Raw genomic sequence first — 18184 nt, forward strand, 5'->3', positions numbered from 1 at the left:
GTGCATTTCAAAGTCGTCGTAGCCGGCCGGTCCGTCGCCTTGCGGCGTGTTGCCGGTGAGAAAAAGCTCGCCTTCGGGACGCACGAATGTTCCGGAAAGGTCGATGACATTGGGCATCCGGCCGGGGATCGGGTTGGCGCTGGCGAAGACGAAGCTGTAGCGCTTGTAGGGCGCGACCGGGATCGACAGGCCGGCCATGGCGGCCACCTGCTGAGCGCGCGGGCCCGCGGCGTTGACCAATGTTCCGCAGGCAACCGTCTGTCCGGTCGCGAGGCGCACCGAGATGACCCGCCCATCTGCGATATCCAGCCCTGTCACGGCATTGTCGATATACTCGACGCCGCTGGCACGGGCTGCGCGGCGGAAACCGTTCATCAGCCCCACGGAATCGAACCAGCCCTCTTCCCTGGCCCCCCAGGAACCGCCACCGAGATCCTCCACATTGAGCCAGGGGAAGCGATCCTTCAGCGGGCCCGGCTCAAGAAACACCGTGTGGGCCCCAAAACTGCGCTGCAGATCGACGCGCTCGCGGGCCGCTTTGACGCCGTCGGGTGAACAGCAGTAAAGATACCCATGCTCCTTGAAGCCGAGGTCGGGCGCCGGTTCGTCCTTGTAGAAAGGTGCCATACGCTCCTGAAATCCGCGGATGACCTCGATGCCGAACTGGCTGATCTTCACATTGATCGGATTGGAATATTGCTGCCGGATCGCACTGGTGGAGAGCGCCGTCGACGAGAATTCGTAGCTCGAGTCGCGTTCGACCACGAGGATCGAGGCGCCGCTGCCCAGCGCCTGGCTCAGCCAGTAGGCCGTGGACGAACCGATGACGGCGCCGCCGACGATGACGATGTCGTAGGCGGTCCGTGACGGCGCTTTGTACCGGGGGATCGGCATGGCTGTATCTCCGGTCTACTGAGTGAACGAAGCGACCAAGGCATCCGAGCCCCGCGCCAGCAGGCCGAGGTCGGAACCAACGGCAACCATGGTGAAGCCGTCGGCGAGGTAGCGGTCGGCATCGGTCTTTGCGGGAGCCAGGATCCCGCTGGCCTTGCCTGCCGCCGTTGCTGCCTTGCGCACCGAGGCGATCGCTTCTTGAACGTGTGCGGCCCCGGGATTGCCCATCGCACCCATGTTGGTGGAAAGGTCGCCGGGCCCGACGAACAGAACGTCGACGCCGTCCACTGCCGCGATCTCGGCGGCATTGGCGACGCCTAATTCATCCTCGATCTGTACGGCGAGAAGCTGCTGCTCACGCGCCTTGGCGTGGTAACCGGGGATGCGACCGAAGCCGTTGGCACGGTGACCGACCGAGAAGCCGCGAAATCCACCAGGCGCATATGTCATGGCCGCGACAATGGCGCGGGCCTGATCGGCCGTCCGCACATTGGGGATCATCAGGCTGCGCGCACCGATATCCAGGGCCTGCTTGATCAGATTGGGATCGTCGGAAGGCAGCCTGACGACGGCCTCGCTGTCGAAGCCGCCCATGACCTGCAACTGGGCCATGATGCTGCGCAGATGGTTGGGGCTATGCTCGCCATCGATCAGCAGCCAGCCGGCGCCGGAGCCCGCGACAATTTCCGTCGTCAGGGCGGAAGCCAGCGAGCACCAGATGCCGATATGGGCCCGGCCGGCCGACACGGCAGCCTTCAGCGTGTTGAGGCGCTCTTGCATTTTGCGGTCAGTCTCCGATGAGCGATAGGACATTGAAATTTGTATGATGTCCTATATCATACGGCAATAATTTGCTGCAAGATGCAATACGCACCAACCTTCGTACGGGGTTCAAGAATGAAGATCGGGTTCATCGGGCTCGGTGTGATGGGAGCACCGATGGCGCACCATCTCGTCGGCGCGGGACATGAGATCTTCACGGTCCTGAACCGCTCCCCTCTGCCGAAGGACCTTAGGGCATCGGTCGTCGCCTCTCCTGGCGATGTGGCGCGGATGTCCGAGATCATCGTGACCATGCTGCCCGACACGCCAGATGTGGAGCGTGTCCTGCTTGGAGGAAACGGCGTCCTGGAGGGGCTGTCGGCCGATAAGCTGGTCATCGACATGAGCTCGATCAGCCCTATCGCCACTGCGGAATTCGCAGCGAAACTGCGGCAAGCGGGAGCCGGCTACCTCGACGCCCCGGTCTCGGGCGGTGAGGTCGGCGCCAAGGCGGCGAGCCTCACCATCATGGTCGGCGGGGCGACCGCCGAGTTCGAGCGCGCGCTGCCGATCTTTCGGACGCTGGGCAAGAACATCACCTTGATCGGCGAGCACAATGGCGCCGGCCAGACCTGCAAGATCGCAAATCAGATCATCGTCGCGCTCAACATAGAGGCCGTGGCGGAAGCGCTCGTCTTTGCCAGCAAGGCCGGTTGCGACCCGGCAAAGGTGCGCGCCGCGCTGATGGGCGGCTTTGCCTCGTCCCGCGTGCTGGAGGTGCATGGCGAGCGCATGATCGCCCGGACCTTCGCCCCGGGCTTTCGCATGCGGCTTCACCAGAAGGATCTCAACCTCGCGCTCGAAAGCGCCCGCGCGCTTGGCGTCTCGCTGCCGAACACCGCGATGGCGCAACAACTGATGAGCGCCTGCTCAGCCCGACCAGGCGGCGCGGAGGCCGACCACTCGTCCCTCGTCCAGGCGCTGGAGATCCTCAGCGGCCACGAACTGTCAAAAGAAAAGGAGTAAAACCGATGCGCGGAACCGGCAAGGCCGAGATCTTCGTGATGCTGGCCCATCCCGTGGCCCATGCCAAGAGCCCCGGCATATTCAACGAGATCTTCGAGCAGAAGGGCCTCGACAGCCTCATGGTGCCCTTGAGCTGCCGCCCGGAGGATTTCGAGGCCTTCTGGGCCGGCATTACGGCAGCCGAGAATATCAGGGGCGTGATCATCTCGGTGCCGTACAAGGTTGCGGTCTATCACAAATGCACCGCCGCTCACGACCGCGCCGCGAGGGTGCAGAGCGCCAATTCCGTGCGCCGGCTGCCCGATGGCAGCTGGTACGCCGACAATTTCGACGGCGTCGGCTTTATCGATGGCCTCAAGGCAGGCGGGCATCAGATTGCCGGCCGCCGCATTCTCCAAGTTGGAGCCGGCGGTGCCGGCGCGTCCCTGGCCTATTGTCTCGCCGAAGCCGGTGCCGAGGAAATCCGCTTGGCCGACATCGATACCGGTCGCGCCGAAAAACTGGCGGCGCTGGTTGCGCAGGTCTTCCCGAAATGCCGCATCCAGGTTGGAGAGGCCGAGCCTTCCGGCATGCATATGGCGATCAACGCCACACCGGTCGGCATGCACGCCGGCGACCCGCTGCCGCTGGATGTGAGCCGGCTGACCCCGGACATGACGGTCGTCGACATCATCATGGAGCCCGCCGAGACCCCCCTGCTAAAGGCGGCGAAAGAGATTGGCTGCCGCATTCAGCCGGGGCGCCCGATGATGGATTTCCAGGTCCGGGCCATGTCCGAATTCTTCGACATCGAAGGCAAGGGTCGCGGCAATGGCTGAGACATTGACGGCCGTCGTCATCGGCGGCACTTCCGGCATCGGACGCGCGATAGCGCTGCGCTTTGCCGAGGACGGCTACCATGTGGTGGTCGCCGGCAGGGATGCGGCACGGGGCGATGAGGCGGTTGGCGCCTGCGCGGCGGTCGGCGCACCGCGCGCGCTGTTTGTCCAGACCGATGTCTCCGAATCCGGCTCGGTGGAAGCGCTGGCGCAGGCCGTCAGCGACGCGTTCGGTGCCCCGCACGTCGTCGTCAATTGCGCCGGCATCCTGCAGAGTGGCAAGCACGTCCTCGATCAGGATCTGGACGAAGACGAGAGGATGTGGCGAGTGAACTATCGCGGCACCTTGCTGGGTTGCCAGGTGTTCGGTCGGCTGATGTCGGCTGCCGGGCGAGGCGCGATCCTGAACGTCGGCTCGCTTGCCTCCTTCGCGCCGCTGTCCCTGCCCGCCTACACGCCCGGAAAGCATGCGGTCCTGGCCTTGACCCAGATCCTGGCCGCCGAGCTCGGTCCGCACGGCGTACGCGTCAATGCGGTGGCACCCGGCTACACGCTTTCGGACGGTCTGAAAGCCAGGATCGCCAAGGGTGAGCGCAACCCCGAAGCCATCCAGGCGACCACCGCGCTGCGCCGCTTCGTCGAGCCGCGCGACGTTGCCGAGGCCGCACTGTTCCTCTGCTCCGACCGGGCCGCATCGATAACCGGCGTCACCCTGCCCGTCGACGCCGGCTGGCTCGTTCAGGCGCCCTACGCACAATATCTGCAGGGAAACCCCATCCGCCAGACGCCGGCAATCTGAGTCCATCCGGCGGAGGCCGGAAATCTGACAAGGACAATCCAATGAGTGACATCAAGCGCTTCGACTTCGACACCCGCATCCACCACGGGGTCATCCACAATGGCACCCTCTACCTCACCGGCCAGGTCGCAAAGCCGGGTCAGTCTGCAGCCGACCAGATGCGCGAGGCGCTTGGCAAGGTCGACGTCCTGCTTGCTAAGGCCGGTACGGACAAGACACGCATCCTTCACGTGCAGATGTGGCTGGACGACATCAGGGATTTCGACGAGGTCAACACGGTCTGGGACGGATGGATGCCGAAGGAGCATGCACCCGCGCGCTCTTCCGGCGAAGGACGGATGGCCAAGCCTGGAATGCTGGTCGAGCTGATCGTCACCGCGGCGGTTTGAATGGCCTTGCCGGTTCGGGCATCATCGCGAATCTGGCTAAGGGGAGACTGATGACGAAGCGCAAACCGCTTTCCACTGTCGTGGCGGAGAGTCTGTCCGAAAAGATCCGTTCCGGATCTCTGCTTCCCGGCGCGCAATTGCCGACCGAGGCGGAGCTTTGTGCCGAGTACGACGTCAGCCGGACGGTGGTGCGGGAAGCGGTGGCGCGATTGCGCTCCGAAGGGATGGTGGTGCCGCAGCAGGGCCGCGGCATGTTCGTCAGCGAAACGCCGGCGCCGCGCAATTTCTCGATACCGGACGAGGCGCTGAGGACCTTGCCGGAAACCATTGCCCTGCTCGAACTGAGATTGAGTGTCGAAGTGGAGTCCGCCGGGCTATGCGCGGAACGGCGCACCGATGCGGAGGCGAGTGGAATCCGAACCCTGATGGAACAGGTCGACGCCCAGCAAGCGGATCCCGCTGTCGTCCAGATCCACTATGACTATGATTTCCATCTGGCGATCGCCAAAGCCGCGCGCAACGAATTCATCCACGGCTTCCTGAGCTATCTCAGGCCGATGATCGTTCCGCGCTTTCAACTGGGCTACGTGGTCACGCCGGCGCTCAAGGACAGCTACTACGCACGCATTCACAACGAGCACAAAACCATCGTGGACGCCATCGAAAGGCAGGACGGTCGTGCCGCTCGCCAGGCCATGCGCAAGCATCTGCACAACAGCCTCGGGCGTGTGCGCGCTTTGGCACGGGCTTCGGGCGTCGCGGCGACAGAGGCAGAGCAGCAGGCGGCTGCGGCCTCGCTCTTTACCGATATGAAGAGGCCTGCTCCGACAGGCGGGTAAGGCCCCCGGCTTCGATCACCTAAGGCATTCGCACTCACCCAGATTAGCCACCGCATTGCGAAAGCCATGTTTTGGCTCCGCCAGCTGACCTGAACCGTTTCCCGCAGGTTGAGAACATCGTTTTCCCATCATTTCCTTCGATTTTCAGCCTCGGCGCCGAAGTGACCACCTGCCCGGTTTTCGGGCGGGAAAAGAGAATTCGAAAGTTTATCTTTCCTTTTTGCTGGTTTTCTTGGTTTCGCGGCATCGGCCCAGGCCGCAGACTGAATCAGGCAATCAGGGAAGCCAACGTGACGACAGCCTTCATCACAGGTGCAACAAGCGGCATAGGGCGGGCCATGGCGATCGCACTGAGCGACGCCGGCTACGATGTCTATGCGGTCGGGCGCAGCCAGGCCGCGCTCAAGGCGTTGCAGGCCGAGCGATCCGGCATCGTGCCCATCGCCGTCGACGTGACCGATCGCGAGGCGCTGGAAGCTGTTCTGGCGGATCTGACCATCGACGTGCTGATCAATAATGCCGGGATCATGCCACCGTTGGGCAATTTCGCCGACATGAAAATCTCCGACATCGACACCACGCTGGAGGTCAACCTCAGCGCGGCAATCCTGCTTACCCGCCTCGTCGTTCCGCAGATGCGCGAGCGGCAGGCTGGCCACATCCTGTTCACCGGCTCCACCGCGGGCCACGCGGCATATTCCAACATTGCCGTCTATTCGGCCACCAAGGCGGCGATATCAGGCTTTGCCGCCGCGTTGCGCGCCGACCTCTCCCCATCAGGCGTCCGTGTCACCGAGATCGTCGCCGGCCGCGTCGAGACGCAGCTCTACCAGGACATCCTCGACGCAAAGGCGCGCGCGGCCATGTACGCCAGCAAAGTGGTGCAGCCGGATGACGTGGCCAGAATGGTGGTCGCGGTACTCGGCCTGCCCGCATGGGCCGACGTTACCCGTTTCGACATCATGCCGACATGGCCAACCTCGCCAAGCGGCACCAAGTAAGGAAAAACTGGAATGAAGGATCTTTCCGTTCTGATCGTAGGCGGCGGCGCTGGCCTCGGCGCGCTTTTGGCCAGGATGGCTGTAGAGGCCGGGGCTGCAAAGATCGGCATCATCGACATCAACCAGGACGCCGCCGAAGCCGCTCTCGCACCGGCAAAGGCCAACGGCCTGCCGACCGCGGCCGCCCTGTGCGACATCCAGATCGGCCCTCAGTGCCACGCCGCCTTCGACGCCATCGTTTCGAAGCTCGGGCGTATCGACACGCTGATCAATTGCGCCGCGATCTACCCTCGCCGCCCGCTCCTCGAGATCAGCGACGCCGATTGGGATGCCTCCAATGGCATCAACATCAAGGGCACTTATCATATGATGGTGGCAGCCGTTCGCCACATGCAATCGCAGGAGCCGAAGAGCCATGTGCGTGGCCGGATCGTCAACCTGACCTCTGTCGATGCCTTCAAGGCGCATCCGCAGAACGCCCACTATGCGGCAACCAAGGCCGCCGTGGTCAGCCTGACGCGCTCCTTTGCCCATGACGTCGCAAAACACGGGATCCTGGTCAATTCGGTGGCCCCCGCAGGCATGGCCACGGAGCGGGCCAAGGCCCTCGGCTTCCTCGAGGAACTGGCCAAGGCGAGCCCGCTGGGTCGTGGCGCCGAGCCTGCGGAGATTGCCGAGTGGGTTCTCATGACCGGCGGCCCCAAGAATACCTACATGACCGGAGAAAACGTAATTGTTTCAGGTGGTTATATATACGCCTGAGCTATTTTCGCGGCGCCGGCGGCGCTGAATTGTCCAACAGGAACGCAAGCGAAAGGAGGTGGAATAGACGATGACCGGCAAGCTTCGCCTTCCCTCGCTGAATGCGCTTCGCGTCTTCCACGCCGTCGCGCAGCACAAGAGCTTTCGGCAGGCGGCGGATGAATTGCTGGTCACGCCGCAGGCCGTCGGACAGCAGATCAAGCTACTGGAGGACACGCTTCAGGTGACACTGTTCGAACGCAAGGGGCGGTCGGTCGAATTGACCGAGTCTGCCATCCTTCTCTCGCACTATGTCAAAGCTGGGTTCGACGAGTTTTCCGAAGGTGTTCGCCGCGTCACCAAGTCGAATTACCGGGACCGCATCAACCTGAATGCGAGCCCCTATTTCGCGACCCACTATTTGCTGCCTCGCCTATCTCTGTTCCGGGAGATATTGCCCGGTGCGGATCTGCGCCTGACGACGATGGTCGATCTGCCCGATTTCGGACGCGACGACATCGATATGACCGTCCAGTGGGGCTACGGCAATTGGCCGGACTACGAGACCATACTGCTGGTGCCTGACCCGAAGGTCATCTGCTGCACTCCGGCCATCGGCGAGAGCATCAAGTCGGCGCAGGACCTGACGTTGTTCACGTTGCTGGACACCGTCAAGTCGAAGCGCCTTTGGCCAGACATTTTACGCCACCTTGCCATCGAGCAGACGGACGGCAACCGAAGCATCAGCTTCGACGATGCCGCGACCATGCGCCGTGCAACCCTGCAAGGCATCGGCGTCGGTCTCGTCTCCGTCATCGACGCCGAGGAAGATTTGAGGTCGGGCGCGCTGGTCGCTCCGGTCGGGCGCGACGCCCTTGCCGATATGCGGCCGGAAGAAGTTCCTGGATTCTACCTGATCGTCCCGCGCGGGCACCTGCGCGTGAAGGCGGTCGCCGCCCTTCATCGATGGCTCGCCCAGCAGGACTGGGGCAGCGATCTGAAGATTTCCTCCGTGCCGAAACCGACCCCGCTTTCCGATTAGGAGCGGCTTTGAGACAGAGCTCCGAAAGAGAATTTTTGGGCCTCCAACAACAAGAAACCAAACAACCTCAACAGTGGAGACGGAACATGAAGACGATGAAATGGGGGGCCGCAGCCATGGCCCTTGGACTTGTGCATTTTGCAGCGCCGGCAGAAGCCGCCGGCGGCAAGACGCTGGAAGCCGTCAAGGCGCGCGGCGTGCTCAACTGCACCGGCCATGACGGGTCTTATCTCGGCTTCGCCGAAGTCGACGACAAGGGCAACTGGAAGGGCATGGACATCGATCTCTGCCGGGCGGTGGCCACGGCCGTGCTCGGCGACCCGGCAAAACTGAAGGTCGTTCCGATCAGCTGGGCGCAGCGCTGGCCGTCCCTGCAATCGGGCGATGTCGACATCATCATCAAGGCGTCGGGCGGCACGCTCAGCCGCGACACCGAGCTCGGGCTGCAATTTTCCATGTCCTATTACCTCGGAACGACCAAGGTGATGGCGCACAAGGAGCTAAACCTCAAGTCGCTCAAGGATGCGGCCGGCGGCACGATCTGCATTCCCGCCGGCACGTCGCAGGAACAGCAGGTCGCGGCCTATACGGCCAAGCTTGGCATCAAGCTCGAACCCGTGCTCATCGAAAAGACCGAGGAGCTCGAGCAGGCCTATTTCTCCGGACGCTGCGATCTCTATGCGCAGTGGGGCCCGACGCTCGCCATTGCGCGCATCGCCAAGAGCAAGGTCGACGACCATGTCATCCTGCCCGACGTGCTCGCCGTCGAGCCTGAAGTCATGATCATGCGCCAAGGCGACGACAATTGGGTTGACATCGCCAACTGGACGCTGAGCACGCTGATCTTCGCCGAGCAGGAAGGCATCACCTCCAAGAACGTCGACGAGGTCAAGGCCAAGCCGACCTCGCCGCAAGTCGCCAAGTTCCTCGGCGTCACGCCAGGCATGGGCAAGGGTCTCGGTCTCGATGATGACTGGGCCTACAAGGTGATCAAGAACGTCGGCAATTACGGCGAAATCTTCGAGCGCGACCTCGGCAAGGACTCGCCCTACAAGATGGACCGCGAGTTGACCAACCTTTGGAACAATGGCGGGGTCCTGTTCCCGCTGGTGATCGACTGATCCGTCCTTAACTCACCCGCTCCAGGCCCCGCCCGGCACAGCCGGGCGGGGTCGGCGACAATTCGGCAAGGATCTTTGGATGGTCAGCCTGCTGAGAAATCAAAAGGTCCGCAACGCGCTGTTGCAGGTCCTCTATGTCGGCTCGATCGCCGCGATGGTGCTTGCCGGCATCGTGATCGCCCGCCGCAACCTGGCTGATCAGGGGATCACCTCCGGATTCGACTTTCTGTTCAAGTCGACGGGTTGGGATGTGAATTTCTCGCTGCTGCCCGCCACGGCCAATGATCCCTATTGGTGGTACTTCCTCATCGGCATCATCAACACGCTGTTCCTGGGGAGCGTCGGCCTGATACTGGCGACGATCGTGGGAACGATCGTCGGTCTGGCGCGGACGTCTTCGAACGATTTGGCGCGGCTGCTCGGCCGTACCTATGTGGACATCTTCCGCAACATTCCCCTGATCCTCCAGGTTTTCTTCTGGTATGCGATCATCACGCACCTGCCGACGCCGCGCAGCGCGCACGAAGCCTGGGGCTTCCTGCTCACCAGCCGAGGACTCTACATCCCGTTCCCGAACGTCGGCAGTGCCGCGTTTGCCGCAGCCACAGTGGCTGTGATCGCGGCCATCGTGCTGCCGGCCTGGCTGGGCAGGACGTCGCTCCTTGCCCAGCCGATCGGCCAGCGGCGCACCATCCAGTTTGCCGCCGCCGCAGCGGCACTGGCCTGCGCGACCATCATTCTGGCTCTCGGACGTCTGCCGGATACGCCGCTGCTGGACTTCCCTGCCCTGCAAGGCCTCAATCTGAGAGGCGGCCTGCGTATCCCTCCGGAGTTCGCCACCCTCGCCATCGCCATCGCCATCTATGGCGGCTCCTACATTGCGGAGATCGTGCGCGGAGGCTTCAAATCTGTCGGCACCGGCCAGGTCGAGGCAGCCCTTTCCTTGGGCCTTAGTCCCTGGCGGGTCTTCACGCTGGTGCGGCTGCCGCTGGCGCTGCGTGCCATGCTGCCGATCCTTGCCAATCAGTATGTCTGGCTGATGAAGGCGACGACGATGGGCATCGCCGTGGGCTTCACCGACTTCTTCATGATTGTGGCGCTGACGATCAACCATTCCGGGCAAACACTCGAAGCGATCGGCATCCTGATGGCAGGCTTCCTCGCCATCAACCTCAGCCTTGCCGCCGTCTTCAACCGCATCAACAAGGCAATTGCCCTCAAGGGCAATCAACTGAGGGGCTGAGAGATGGAGATGGTCATTGTCGCTCCACCCGCTCCCGGCAGGCTTGAGGATCTGAGGCGACGCTTCTTCGCGACGCCGCTTCAGGCGGTGGTGTCGCTGGCCTGTCTGACGATCATGGTCTTCCTGGTCTGGAAGCTGCTGAATTGGGCGGTTTTCTCGGCTGTCTTCACCACCAGCGGCGGGCCGGAAGCCTGCCAGGCGACAGCGGGAGCCTGCTGGTCGGTCATCGCAGCGAGATGGCGGATCATCTTCTTCGGCCTCTATCCCTACGAGGAACAATGGCGCTCGGCGCTGGCCTGCGTCGCCGTTGTGGTGATGACGGTGCTGAGCTGTATCCCGGCGTTCTGGACGGGCCGCCGGATCGCGCTGGTATGGGGAGCCGGAACAGGCCTTTTCTACCTATTGATGAAAGGCGGCGTGCTTGGCCTTGCCCATGTCGGCGAGGAAGCCTGGGGCGGGCTGGCGCTGACCCTGTTCATCTTCGTTACCACCTGCCTGATCGGTTTCCCCTTGGCGATCTGCCTGGCCTTGCTGCGCCGGTCGGAGCTGCCCTGGATTTCGCGGACCACCGGCCTCATCATCGACGGGATCCGGTCGCTTCCGCTGATATCGATCCTCTTCACCTTTGCAGTGGTTCTGCCGTTCGCGCTGCCGGAATGGCTGCAGGGCGATAAGCTTTACCGCGTGATCCTCGGCTCCGCTCTGTTCTTCTCCGCCTATCAGGCTGAGATCGTGAGAGGCGGCATGCAGGGCGTTGCGACAGGACAGGAGGAGGCTGCCATGGCGCTCGGCATGCGCTACTGGCAACGCATCAGCCGCATCCTCCTGCCTCAGGCAATGCGCAACGCGATGCCGGCCACGATCAACCAGTTCGTCATCTCGTTCAAGGAGACCTCGCTGGTGGTCATCGTCGGTTTCTTCGAGATCCTGGCTTCCGGCAATGCCGCCTATGGCACCGGCGAATGGCGCTTCGCCTATGTCGAAGTCTATGCCTTCATCGCCTTCATCTACTTCATCTTCGTCTTCAGCCTATCCCGCTATGGCGCCTTTCTCGAGCGCCGCATGTCGGTCAGCGAACGGTAAGGAGGCGTGCAGGTGATCTCAACCAATTCGACCGGTGAGCCGGCGCTCCGCATCGAAAACCTCGACAAATACTACGGCACGTTCCAAGCACTGCGCGGGATAAACCTTTCCGTACAACGGGGCGAAAAAATCGTCGTCTGCGGACCCTCCGGCTCCGGCAAATCGACGATGATCCGCTGCATCAACCGCCTCGAACAGCACAATCGCGGCCGCATCGCGGTGCTCGGGACCGAGCTCAACGACGATGTCGGCAATATCGACGAGATCAGGCGTGAAGTCGGCATGGTGTTCCAGCACTTCAACCTGTTCTCGCACATGACGGTGCTGGAGAACTGCATGATCTCCCCGATGATCGTGCGCAAGCAGCCGCGGGCGCAAGCCGAGGCAACCGCCCGCCACTACCTGGAGAAGGTGCGCATTCCCGAGCAGGCCATGAAATATCCCAGCCAATTGTCCGGCGGTCAGCAGCAGCGCGTCGCCATTGCACGCGCTCTTTGCATGCAGCCGCAGATCATGCTGTTCGACGAACCGACCTCGGCGCTCGATCCGGAAATGGTTTCCGAAGTGCTTGACGTCATGGTCACGCTTGCCTCGGAAGGCATGACGATGATCTGCGTGACGCATGAAATGGGCTTTGCGCGTCGCGTGGCGGACCGGGTGCTTTTCATGGACGGCGGCGAGATCCTCGAAGAAGCGCCTCCGGACGAGTTCTTCACCTCTTCCCGCAACGAGCGCACTCGACAATTCCTGTCGCAGGTGCTGGGTCATTGATTGGAAAGCAACGATCCGGACGTGTCGCTCGGCACGCCCTCAGCTAACTCGGGTAGATCAATGACCGATCACGCCACCGCGCTGCACGAGATTCTCGGGCCGAAAGGCTGGCTTTCGGGCCGGGATGCCGAGCCCTACCAGCGCGATTGGCTCAATCGCTATGGCGTCGCACCTCTTGGCGTTGCCAGGCCCGCGGATACGCCGGAGGTTGCCAGTGTCGTCAAGCTATGTCGCGAGGCAGGGCTGGCGGTGGTGCCACAGGGCGGGAACACCGGGCTTTGCGGCGCCGCCGTCGCCGAGCAGCCGAATGCGGTGATCGTCTCGCTGTCACGCATGACGGCGATCGGGAAGCCGGATCTGGACAGCGGATCGATCGTCGTCGAGGCGGGTGTCGTGCTGGCAACGCTGCACGAGGCGCTGGAACCGAATGGCCTGATGTTTCCAATGCGTCTGGGCGCAGAAGGCAGCGCCAGGATCGGCGGCCTGATCGGCACCAATGCGGGCGGCAGCCAGGCTTTCCGATACGGCATGATGCAGGATCTCGCCCTGGGTCTCGAAGTCGTGACGCCTGATGGCGGGATTTGGGACGGACTGCGCGCGGTGCAGAAGGACAATGCCGGCTATCAACTGCGCAAGCTGTTCTGTGGCGCTGAGGGCACGCTCGGCATCGTCACGCGCGCGATCCTGCGGCTCTACCCCAAGCCTCGGCAGCAAGCGAGCGCCCTTCTGGTCCTGCCCGGCTTTGCCGCCGCCGTTTCGTTCGGCGCCTTCCTGCGCGGCGAGGCCGGGGAATTCCTGACTGGCCTCGAGTTCTTCTCCGATGTGGGCCTGCGATTGGCGCTCAAGCACGTGCCCGACCTTGCCTACCAACTGGAGACACGGGGCGACGTCTATCTGCTGGTCGAACTGGCATCGGGGTCGTCACGCGTTCCCCTGGACGAGATCCTGGCGTCAGCGCTGGAATGGGGCATGGAACAGAGCCTGGTTAGTGACGGCGCGCTGGCGGCGACAGGTGCGCATCGGGCACAATTCTGGCGGCTGCGCGAAGAGCAACCGGAGGGACAAAGGCTGGAAGGCGAGCAACTCAAGCACGACATCTCCGTCCCTCCAGGTGCAATCGCCCGTTTCGTCGAGGCAGGCGCGAAGATCTGCGGCGGCATTCTTCCCGGTGTGCGGATAAACCCGTTCGGGCACCTCGGCGACGGAAACATCCATTACAATTTGTCTCCGCCGGAAGGTCGTGCCGATTTCGACGGCAAGGCCGAGCTGTTCGCAGAGGCGCTGTCATCTCTTGCCACTCAGATGGGCGGCAGCTTTGCCGCCGAGCATGGGCTTGGCCGGGCAAAGGTGGTCATGGCCGACCGCAATCGCGGCCTGGTGGAGCGAGAGCTCATGGCGCGGCTCAAAGGCGCGTTCGATCCGCTGGGCACGATGAACCCGGACGTCCTGGTGCGCGCCTCTCGGGAAAGAAAAACTTTCGAATAGACGGCATTTCTTGGTTTCGTCTCGATGCGCCAGCGTGCACGTATGAATTCGAAAGGCAGGCTCGGTCCGCTTGCCGCCTGAATGAAGGATGTCGCAGCATGATCCGCAATGGCGGTCGCCTCCTTGTCGAGTGCCTGATCGCGCTCGGCGCGACCAAGAGTTTCGGTGTGCCGGGCGAAAGCTATCTGGCCGTGCTGGACGCGCTGCACGACACTCGTGGAAAGCTGGACTACGTGCTGTGCCGCAACGAGGGCGGCGCGGCATTCATGGCCTCGGCCTATGGCAAGCTGACGGGTTCGCCGGGCATCTGCTTCGTGACGCGCGGACCGGGTGTCGCCAATGCGTCCATCGGCGTGCACACGGCGATGCAGGACAGTTCGCCGATGATCCTGTTCGTCGGCCAGGTCGGCACCGACATGCGCGGCCGCGAAGCGTTTCAGGAAATCGACTACCGCGCGGTGTTCGGCACGATGGCGAAATGGGCGGTGGAGATCGACGCTGTCGAGCGCCTGCCGGAAATCATTGCCCGGGCCTGGACCACGGCGCTCACCGGGCGGCCCGGCCCGGTGGTGATCGCCCTGCCCGAGAACATGCTGACCACGCCGACCGATGTCGCGGCGCTCAGCGGGCCTGCCAGGGTGTTCGAGGCCGCGGCCGATGCCGATGCGCTGGCCGAGGCCCGGTCCATGCTGGCCGCCTCCAGCAGACCGGTCATCCTGATCGGCGGTGCCAACTGGTCAGCTGACGGGCGTGCCGTGCTCCAGGCTTTCGCCGAAACCTCCGACATTCCGGTGGTCGCGGCGTTCCGTTTCCAGGATCAGTTCGACAATGGCTCACCGGTCTTCGTCGGCGAGGCCGGTGTCGGCATGGTCCCGCATGTCAAGAAGCTGATCCGGGACGCCGATGTGATCCTGGCGATCAATTTGCGCTTCGGCGAGATGACCACGGATGGCTACACGCTGCTGTCCGTGCCCGAGCCGAAGCAGAAGCTGATCCATGTCCATGCTTCGGATCGCGAGATCGGCAAGATCTATGTGCCGGCGCTTGGCATCCATGCCGGGCCGAACGCCTTCGCCAAGGCGCTCTCGCCGGTCAAGGGCGACTGGGCCGCGTGGCGGTCGCAGGCACGCCAAAGCTATGAGGGCACGTTCACCGCGCCTGCCCAGCCGGGCCCGGTCGACATGGTCGAAGTCAGCCGCTGGCTGCGCGAAACGCTGCCCGACGACGTCATCCTGACCAACGGCGCCGGCAATTTCACCGTGTGGCCAAACAAGTTCTTCAAATTCGGGCCAAAGGCGCGGCTGCTTGCACCGCAATCCGGCGCCATGGGCTACGGCCTGCCGGCGGCCATCGCGGCCAAAGTGGCCTTTCCCTCACGCACGGTGGTCTGCTTTGCCGGTGACGGCGATTTCCAGATGAACTGCCAGGAGTTGGGGACGGCGATGCAGGCCGGGGCGCAGCCGATCGTCCTCATCCTGAACAACGGCATCTACGGGACCATCCGCGCGCATCAGGAGCGGCACTATCCGGCGCGCGTGTCGGGAACGAACATCGAGAACCCGGATTTCGTCGGCATCGCCCGGGCCTATGGCTTCCACGCCGAGCAGGTCGGCGCGACCTGCGATTTCGCCGGCGCTTTCGGCAGGGCGCTGGCATCCGCGACCGGCGCGGTCCTGGAGCTGGATATTTCCCCGGAGGCGATCACGCCGCGTCAAACCCTTTCCCAAATGCGCGACGCAGCGCTCGCTTCGCATAAGGCCAACGCATGACCAGTACGGCAAATGACATCCGTCTCGGCGCGGATATCGGCGGCACGTTCACCGATATTGTGGTCGATGTGCGCGGCACGATCTTTTCGACCAAGATCCTGACCAACTATGCCGCCCCCGAACAGGCTATCCTCGACGGGATCGAGATCGTCGTGCGCGACGCCGGCATCACGCTGGCGGACCTCGACATCGTCATTCACGGCACCACGCTGGCGACCAACGCGCTCATCGAACGGCGTGGCGCCAAGACGGCATTGGTCACCACCGAAGGGTTTCGCGATGTCATCGAGATGCGCACGGAAAACCGGTTCGAACAGTATGATCTGAACCTGAAGCTGCCGCCGCCGCTGATCCCGCGCGAGCATCGCTATACGGTCAAGGGGCGCATCGGCGCGGACGGAAAGGAATTGCAGCCGCTGGACGAAGCAGCGCTCGACGAGATCGCCGACAGCATCGCCGCGGGCGGCTTCGGCGCCGTCGCCATCGGCTTCATCCATTCCTACATGAACCCGGTGCATGAGCAGCGGGCACGCGCGATCCTCGCCAGAAAGCTGGACATACCGATTTCCATCAGCGCTGAGGTCTCGCCGCAGATGCGCGAGTTCGAACGCTTCAACACGGTTTGCGCCAATGCCTATGTCCGGCCGCAGATGGCCGACTATCTGGTGCGCCTCCAGGTGCGGCTGAAGGAGATGGGGGCGAACTGTCCGGTGTTCATGATCCACTCGGGCGGCGGACTGATCTCGGTGGAAACCGCGTCCGAATTTCCGGTGCGCCTGGTCGAGTCCGGTCCGGCCGGCGGTGCCATTTTTGCGGCCGACGTGGCGCGGCGCTTCGACCTGGACTCCGTCGTCTCCTACGACATGGGCGGAACGACCGCGAAGATCTGCCTGATCGAGGACTATTCGCCGCGCACGGCGCGGACCTTCGAGGTCGCCCGCACCTATCGCTTCTGCAAAGGCTCCGGCATGCCGATCTCGATCCCGGTCATCGAGATGATCGAGATCGGCGCCGGCGGCGGCTCGATCGCCTGGGTCGACGCCATGGGCCGCATCCAGACCGGCCCGGAAAGTGCCGGGTCCGAACCCGGTCCCGCCTGCTACGGGCGTGGCGGCAGCCGCCCAGCCATCACCGATGCCGACCTGGTGCTGGGCAAGCTCGATCCCGACAATTTCGCCGGCGGCGCCATCAGGCTCGACACGCAGGCTTCCGAGCAGGCGATCACCCGCGATGTCGGCACCCGGCTTTCGCTCAATTCCGTTTCCGCCGCTTTCGGCATCTGCGAGGTCGTCGACGAGAATATGGCCAATGCCGCCCGCGTCCACGCGGTGGAAAACGGCAAGAACATCTCCGACAATGTCATGATCGCCTTTGGCGGTGCAGCGCCCCTGCATGCGGCGCGGCTGTGCGAGAAGCTTGGCGTCGAACAGTGCCTTGTCCCGCAAGGCGCCGGCGTCGGCTCGGCCATCGGTTTCCTCAAGGCGCCGTTCGGCTACGAGGCGCTGGCTTCCAAGCTGATGCGGCTGTCGCGCTTCGATGCATGCGAGGTGAATGCGCTGCTCGACGGGCTGAAGACGACTGCCGAGAGCTTCGTGCGAGCCGGCACTAACAATGCCATCACCCGCGAGATCACCGCCTTCATGCGCTATGCCGGCCAGGGTTGGGAAATCCCGGTGCCGCTGCCCGACAGGGCGTTCAAGCCCGGCGACGAGGTGAGCCTCAAGGACGCCTTCCGGGACAATTATGCGCGCTTCTTCGGCCGTGCCATTGATGGCCTCGACGGATTGGAAATCGAGATCGTCACCTGGTCGGTCAAGGCGCAGGACGTGCGGCCGGCGCCCGCAAGGCACGAGATCACCATGGGGACCAGGACCGTCGCCGCTTCGCAAACACGCGAGGTTTTCGATCCGGCGACCGGAACCGTGCAGGTTTCAGCCATCATCGAACGCGCCGACCTTTCGCCAGGGGATCGCATCAGCGGTCCGGCGGTGATCGTCGAGCGTGAGACGTCGACGGTCGTCACCACTCTCTTCGATGCCGCGCTACAGAGCGACGGTTCGATCCTCCTGATCCGCAAAGGGGTCCAGGCATGAGCGACATCTTGGAAATCCGCATGCAGGTGATGTGGAATCGCCTGATTTCGGTGGTCGAGGAGCAGGCGCTGACCCTGTTGCGTACGGCCTTCTCCACGTCGGTGCGTGAATCGGGCGATCTGTCGGCCGGCGTGTTCAATCCGCGCGGCGAGATGCTGGCGCAGGCCGTGACCGGTACGCCAGGGCATGTGAACACCATGGCCGAGGCCGTGCTGCAGTTCATGAACGAGATCCCGCGCGAGGAGATGTACGAGGGCGACACCTATGTCACCAACGATCCCTGGAAAGGCACCGGCCATCTCCATGAC

At 63.4% G+C, this 18184-nt stretch carries 18 protein-coding genes; 16 read left to right on the forward strand and 2 right to left on the reverse strand.

Going from position 1 to position 18184, the window contains the following annotated elements; all coding sequences use genetic code 11:
- Together EN914_RS03670 and EN914_RS03675 are read right to left on the reverse strand one after the other, a co-directional pair.
- Window positions 1–894 (reverse strand): FAD-binding oxidoreductase (locus tag EN914_RS03670; RefSeq protein ID WP_164778649.1); only part of this gene is annotated, 894 nt, incomplete at its 3' end.
- Between the two features lie 15 nt (window positions 895–909).
- Window positions 910–1674, reverse strand: a complete 765-nt coding sequence (locus EN914_RS03675) for an HpcH/HpaI aldolase/citrate lyase family protein (protein WP_024503252.1) — start codon at window positions 1672–1674, stop codon at window positions 910–912.
- Window positions 1675–1791: 117 nt separating this feature from the next.
- Between EN914_RS03675 and EN914_RS03680 the strand changes: the two genes are divergently transcribed.
- The 16 genes from EN914_RS03680 to EN914_RS03755 form a co-directional block, all read left to right on the forward strand.
- The gene (locus tag EN914_RS03680) at window positions 1792–2682 is read left to right on the forward strand and encodes a 2-hydroxy-3-oxopropionate reductase (RefSeq protein ID WP_127389002.1); all 891 of its coding nucleotides are present in this window, start codon (window positions 1792–1794) and stop codon (window positions 2680–2682) included.
- Between the two features lie 5 nt (window positions 2683–2687).
- The gene (locus tag EN914_RS03685; protein WP_024503254.1) at window positions 2688–3500 is read left to right on the forward strand and encodes a shikimate dehydrogenase; all 813 of its coding nucleotides are present in this window, start codon (window positions 2688–2690) and stop codon (window positions 3498–3500) included.
- Window positions 3493–4299, forward strand: a complete 807-nt coding sequence (locus EN914_RS03690) for an SDR family NAD(P)-dependent oxidoreductase (RefSeq protein ID WP_024503255.1) — start codon at window positions 3493–3495, stop codon at window positions 4297–4299. The genes EN914_RS03685 and EN914_RS03690 overlap by 8 nt, the downstream gene beginning before the upstream one ends.
- A 41-nt stretch (window positions 4300–4340) precedes the next feature.
- On the forward strand, window positions 4341–4688 hold the full coding sequence (locus EN914_RS03695) for a RidA family protein (RefSeq protein WP_013530405.1): 348 nt from the start codon (window positions 4341–4343) through the stop codon (window positions 4686–4688).
- A gap of 50 nt (window positions 4689–4738) precedes the next feature.
- A complete protein-coding gene (locus EN914_RS03700; protein WP_024503256.1) occupies window positions 4739–5527 on the forward strand; it encodes a FadR/GntR family transcriptional regulator in 789 nt (262 codons plus the stop codon).
- A 290-nt stretch (window positions 5528–5817) separates the two neighbouring features.
- Entirely contained in the window at window positions 5818–6528 is a 711-nt protein-coding gene (locus EN914_RS03705; protein ID WP_013530403.1) for an SDR family oxidoreductase, read from the forward strand.
- A gap of 12 nt (window positions 6529–6540) precedes the next feature.
- Entirely contained in the window at window positions 6541–7290 is a 750-nt protein-coding gene (locus EN914_RS03710; RefSeq protein WP_024503258.1) for an SDR family NAD(P)-dependent oxidoreductase, read from the forward strand.
- 70 nt (window positions 7291–7360) lie between these two features.
- Window positions 7361–8311 (forward strand): LysR substrate-binding domain-containing protein, encoded by a 951-nt coding sequence (locus EN914_RS03715; RefSeq protein ID WP_013530401.1) that lies wholly within the window; start codon window positions 7361–7363, stop codon window positions 8309–8311.
- Window positions 8312–8397: 86 nt separating this feature from the next.
- Window positions 8398–9432 carry an amino acid ABC transporter substrate-binding protein gene (locus EN914_RS03720; RefSeq protein ID WP_013530400.1) on the forward strand — a complete coding sequence of 345 codons (1035 nt, stop codon included), beginning with the start codon at window positions 8398–8400 and terminating at the stop codon, window positions 9430–9432.
- A gap of 79 nt (window positions 9433–9511) precedes the next feature.
- On the forward strand, window positions 9512–10675 hold the full coding sequence (locus tag EN914_RS03725; protein WP_013530399.1) for an ABC transporter permease subunit: 1164 nt from the start codon (window positions 9512–9514) through the stop codon (window positions 10673–10675).
- 3 nt (window positions 10676–10678) lie between these two features.
- Entirely contained in the window at window positions 10679–11758 is a 1080-nt protein-coding gene (locus EN914_RS03730) for an amino acid ABC transporter permease (RefSeq protein ID WP_024503260.1), read from the forward strand.
- 12 nt (window positions 11759–11770) lie between these two features.
- On the forward strand, window positions 11771–12529 hold the full coding sequence (locus EN914_RS03735; protein WP_032899191.1) for an amino acid ABC transporter ATP-binding protein: 759 nt from the start codon (window positions 11771–11773) through the stop codon (window positions 12527–12529).
- 60 nt (window positions 12530–12589) lie between these two features.
- Window positions 12590–14014: an FAD-binding oxidoreductase gene (locus tag EN914_RS03740; protein WP_024503262.1), complete on the forward strand. Its 1425-nt coding sequence runs from the start codon at window positions 12590–12592 to the stop codon at window positions 14012–14014.
- Between the two features lie 98 nt (window positions 14015–14112).
- Window positions 14113–15783, forward strand: a complete 1671-nt coding sequence (locus EN914_RS03745; RefSeq protein ID WP_024503263.1) for a thiamine pyrophosphate-dependent enzyme — start codon at window positions 14113–14115, stop codon at window positions 15781–15783.
- A complete protein-coding gene (locus EN914_RS03750; RefSeq protein WP_024503264.1) occupies window positions 15780–17876 on the forward strand; it encodes a hydantoinase/oxoprolinase family protein in 2097 nt (698 codons plus the stop codon). Before EN914_RS03745 ends, EN914_RS03750 begins: the two co-directional genes overlap by 4 nt.
- The coding region (locus tag EN914_RS03755) for a hydantoinase B/oxoprolinase family protein (RefSeq protein ID WP_164778650.1) at window positions 17873–18184 on the forward strand (312 nt) is incomplete at its 3' end. The genes EN914_RS03750 and EN914_RS03755, both read left to right, overlap by 4 nt.

It is taken from the genome of Mesorhizobium sp. M7A.F.Ca.CA.001.08.2.1, assembly GCF_003998455.1.
Classification (GTDB): domain Bacteria; phylum Pseudomonadota; class Alphaproteobacteria; order Rhizobiales; family Rhizobiaceae; genus Mesorhizobium; species Mesorhizobium ciceri.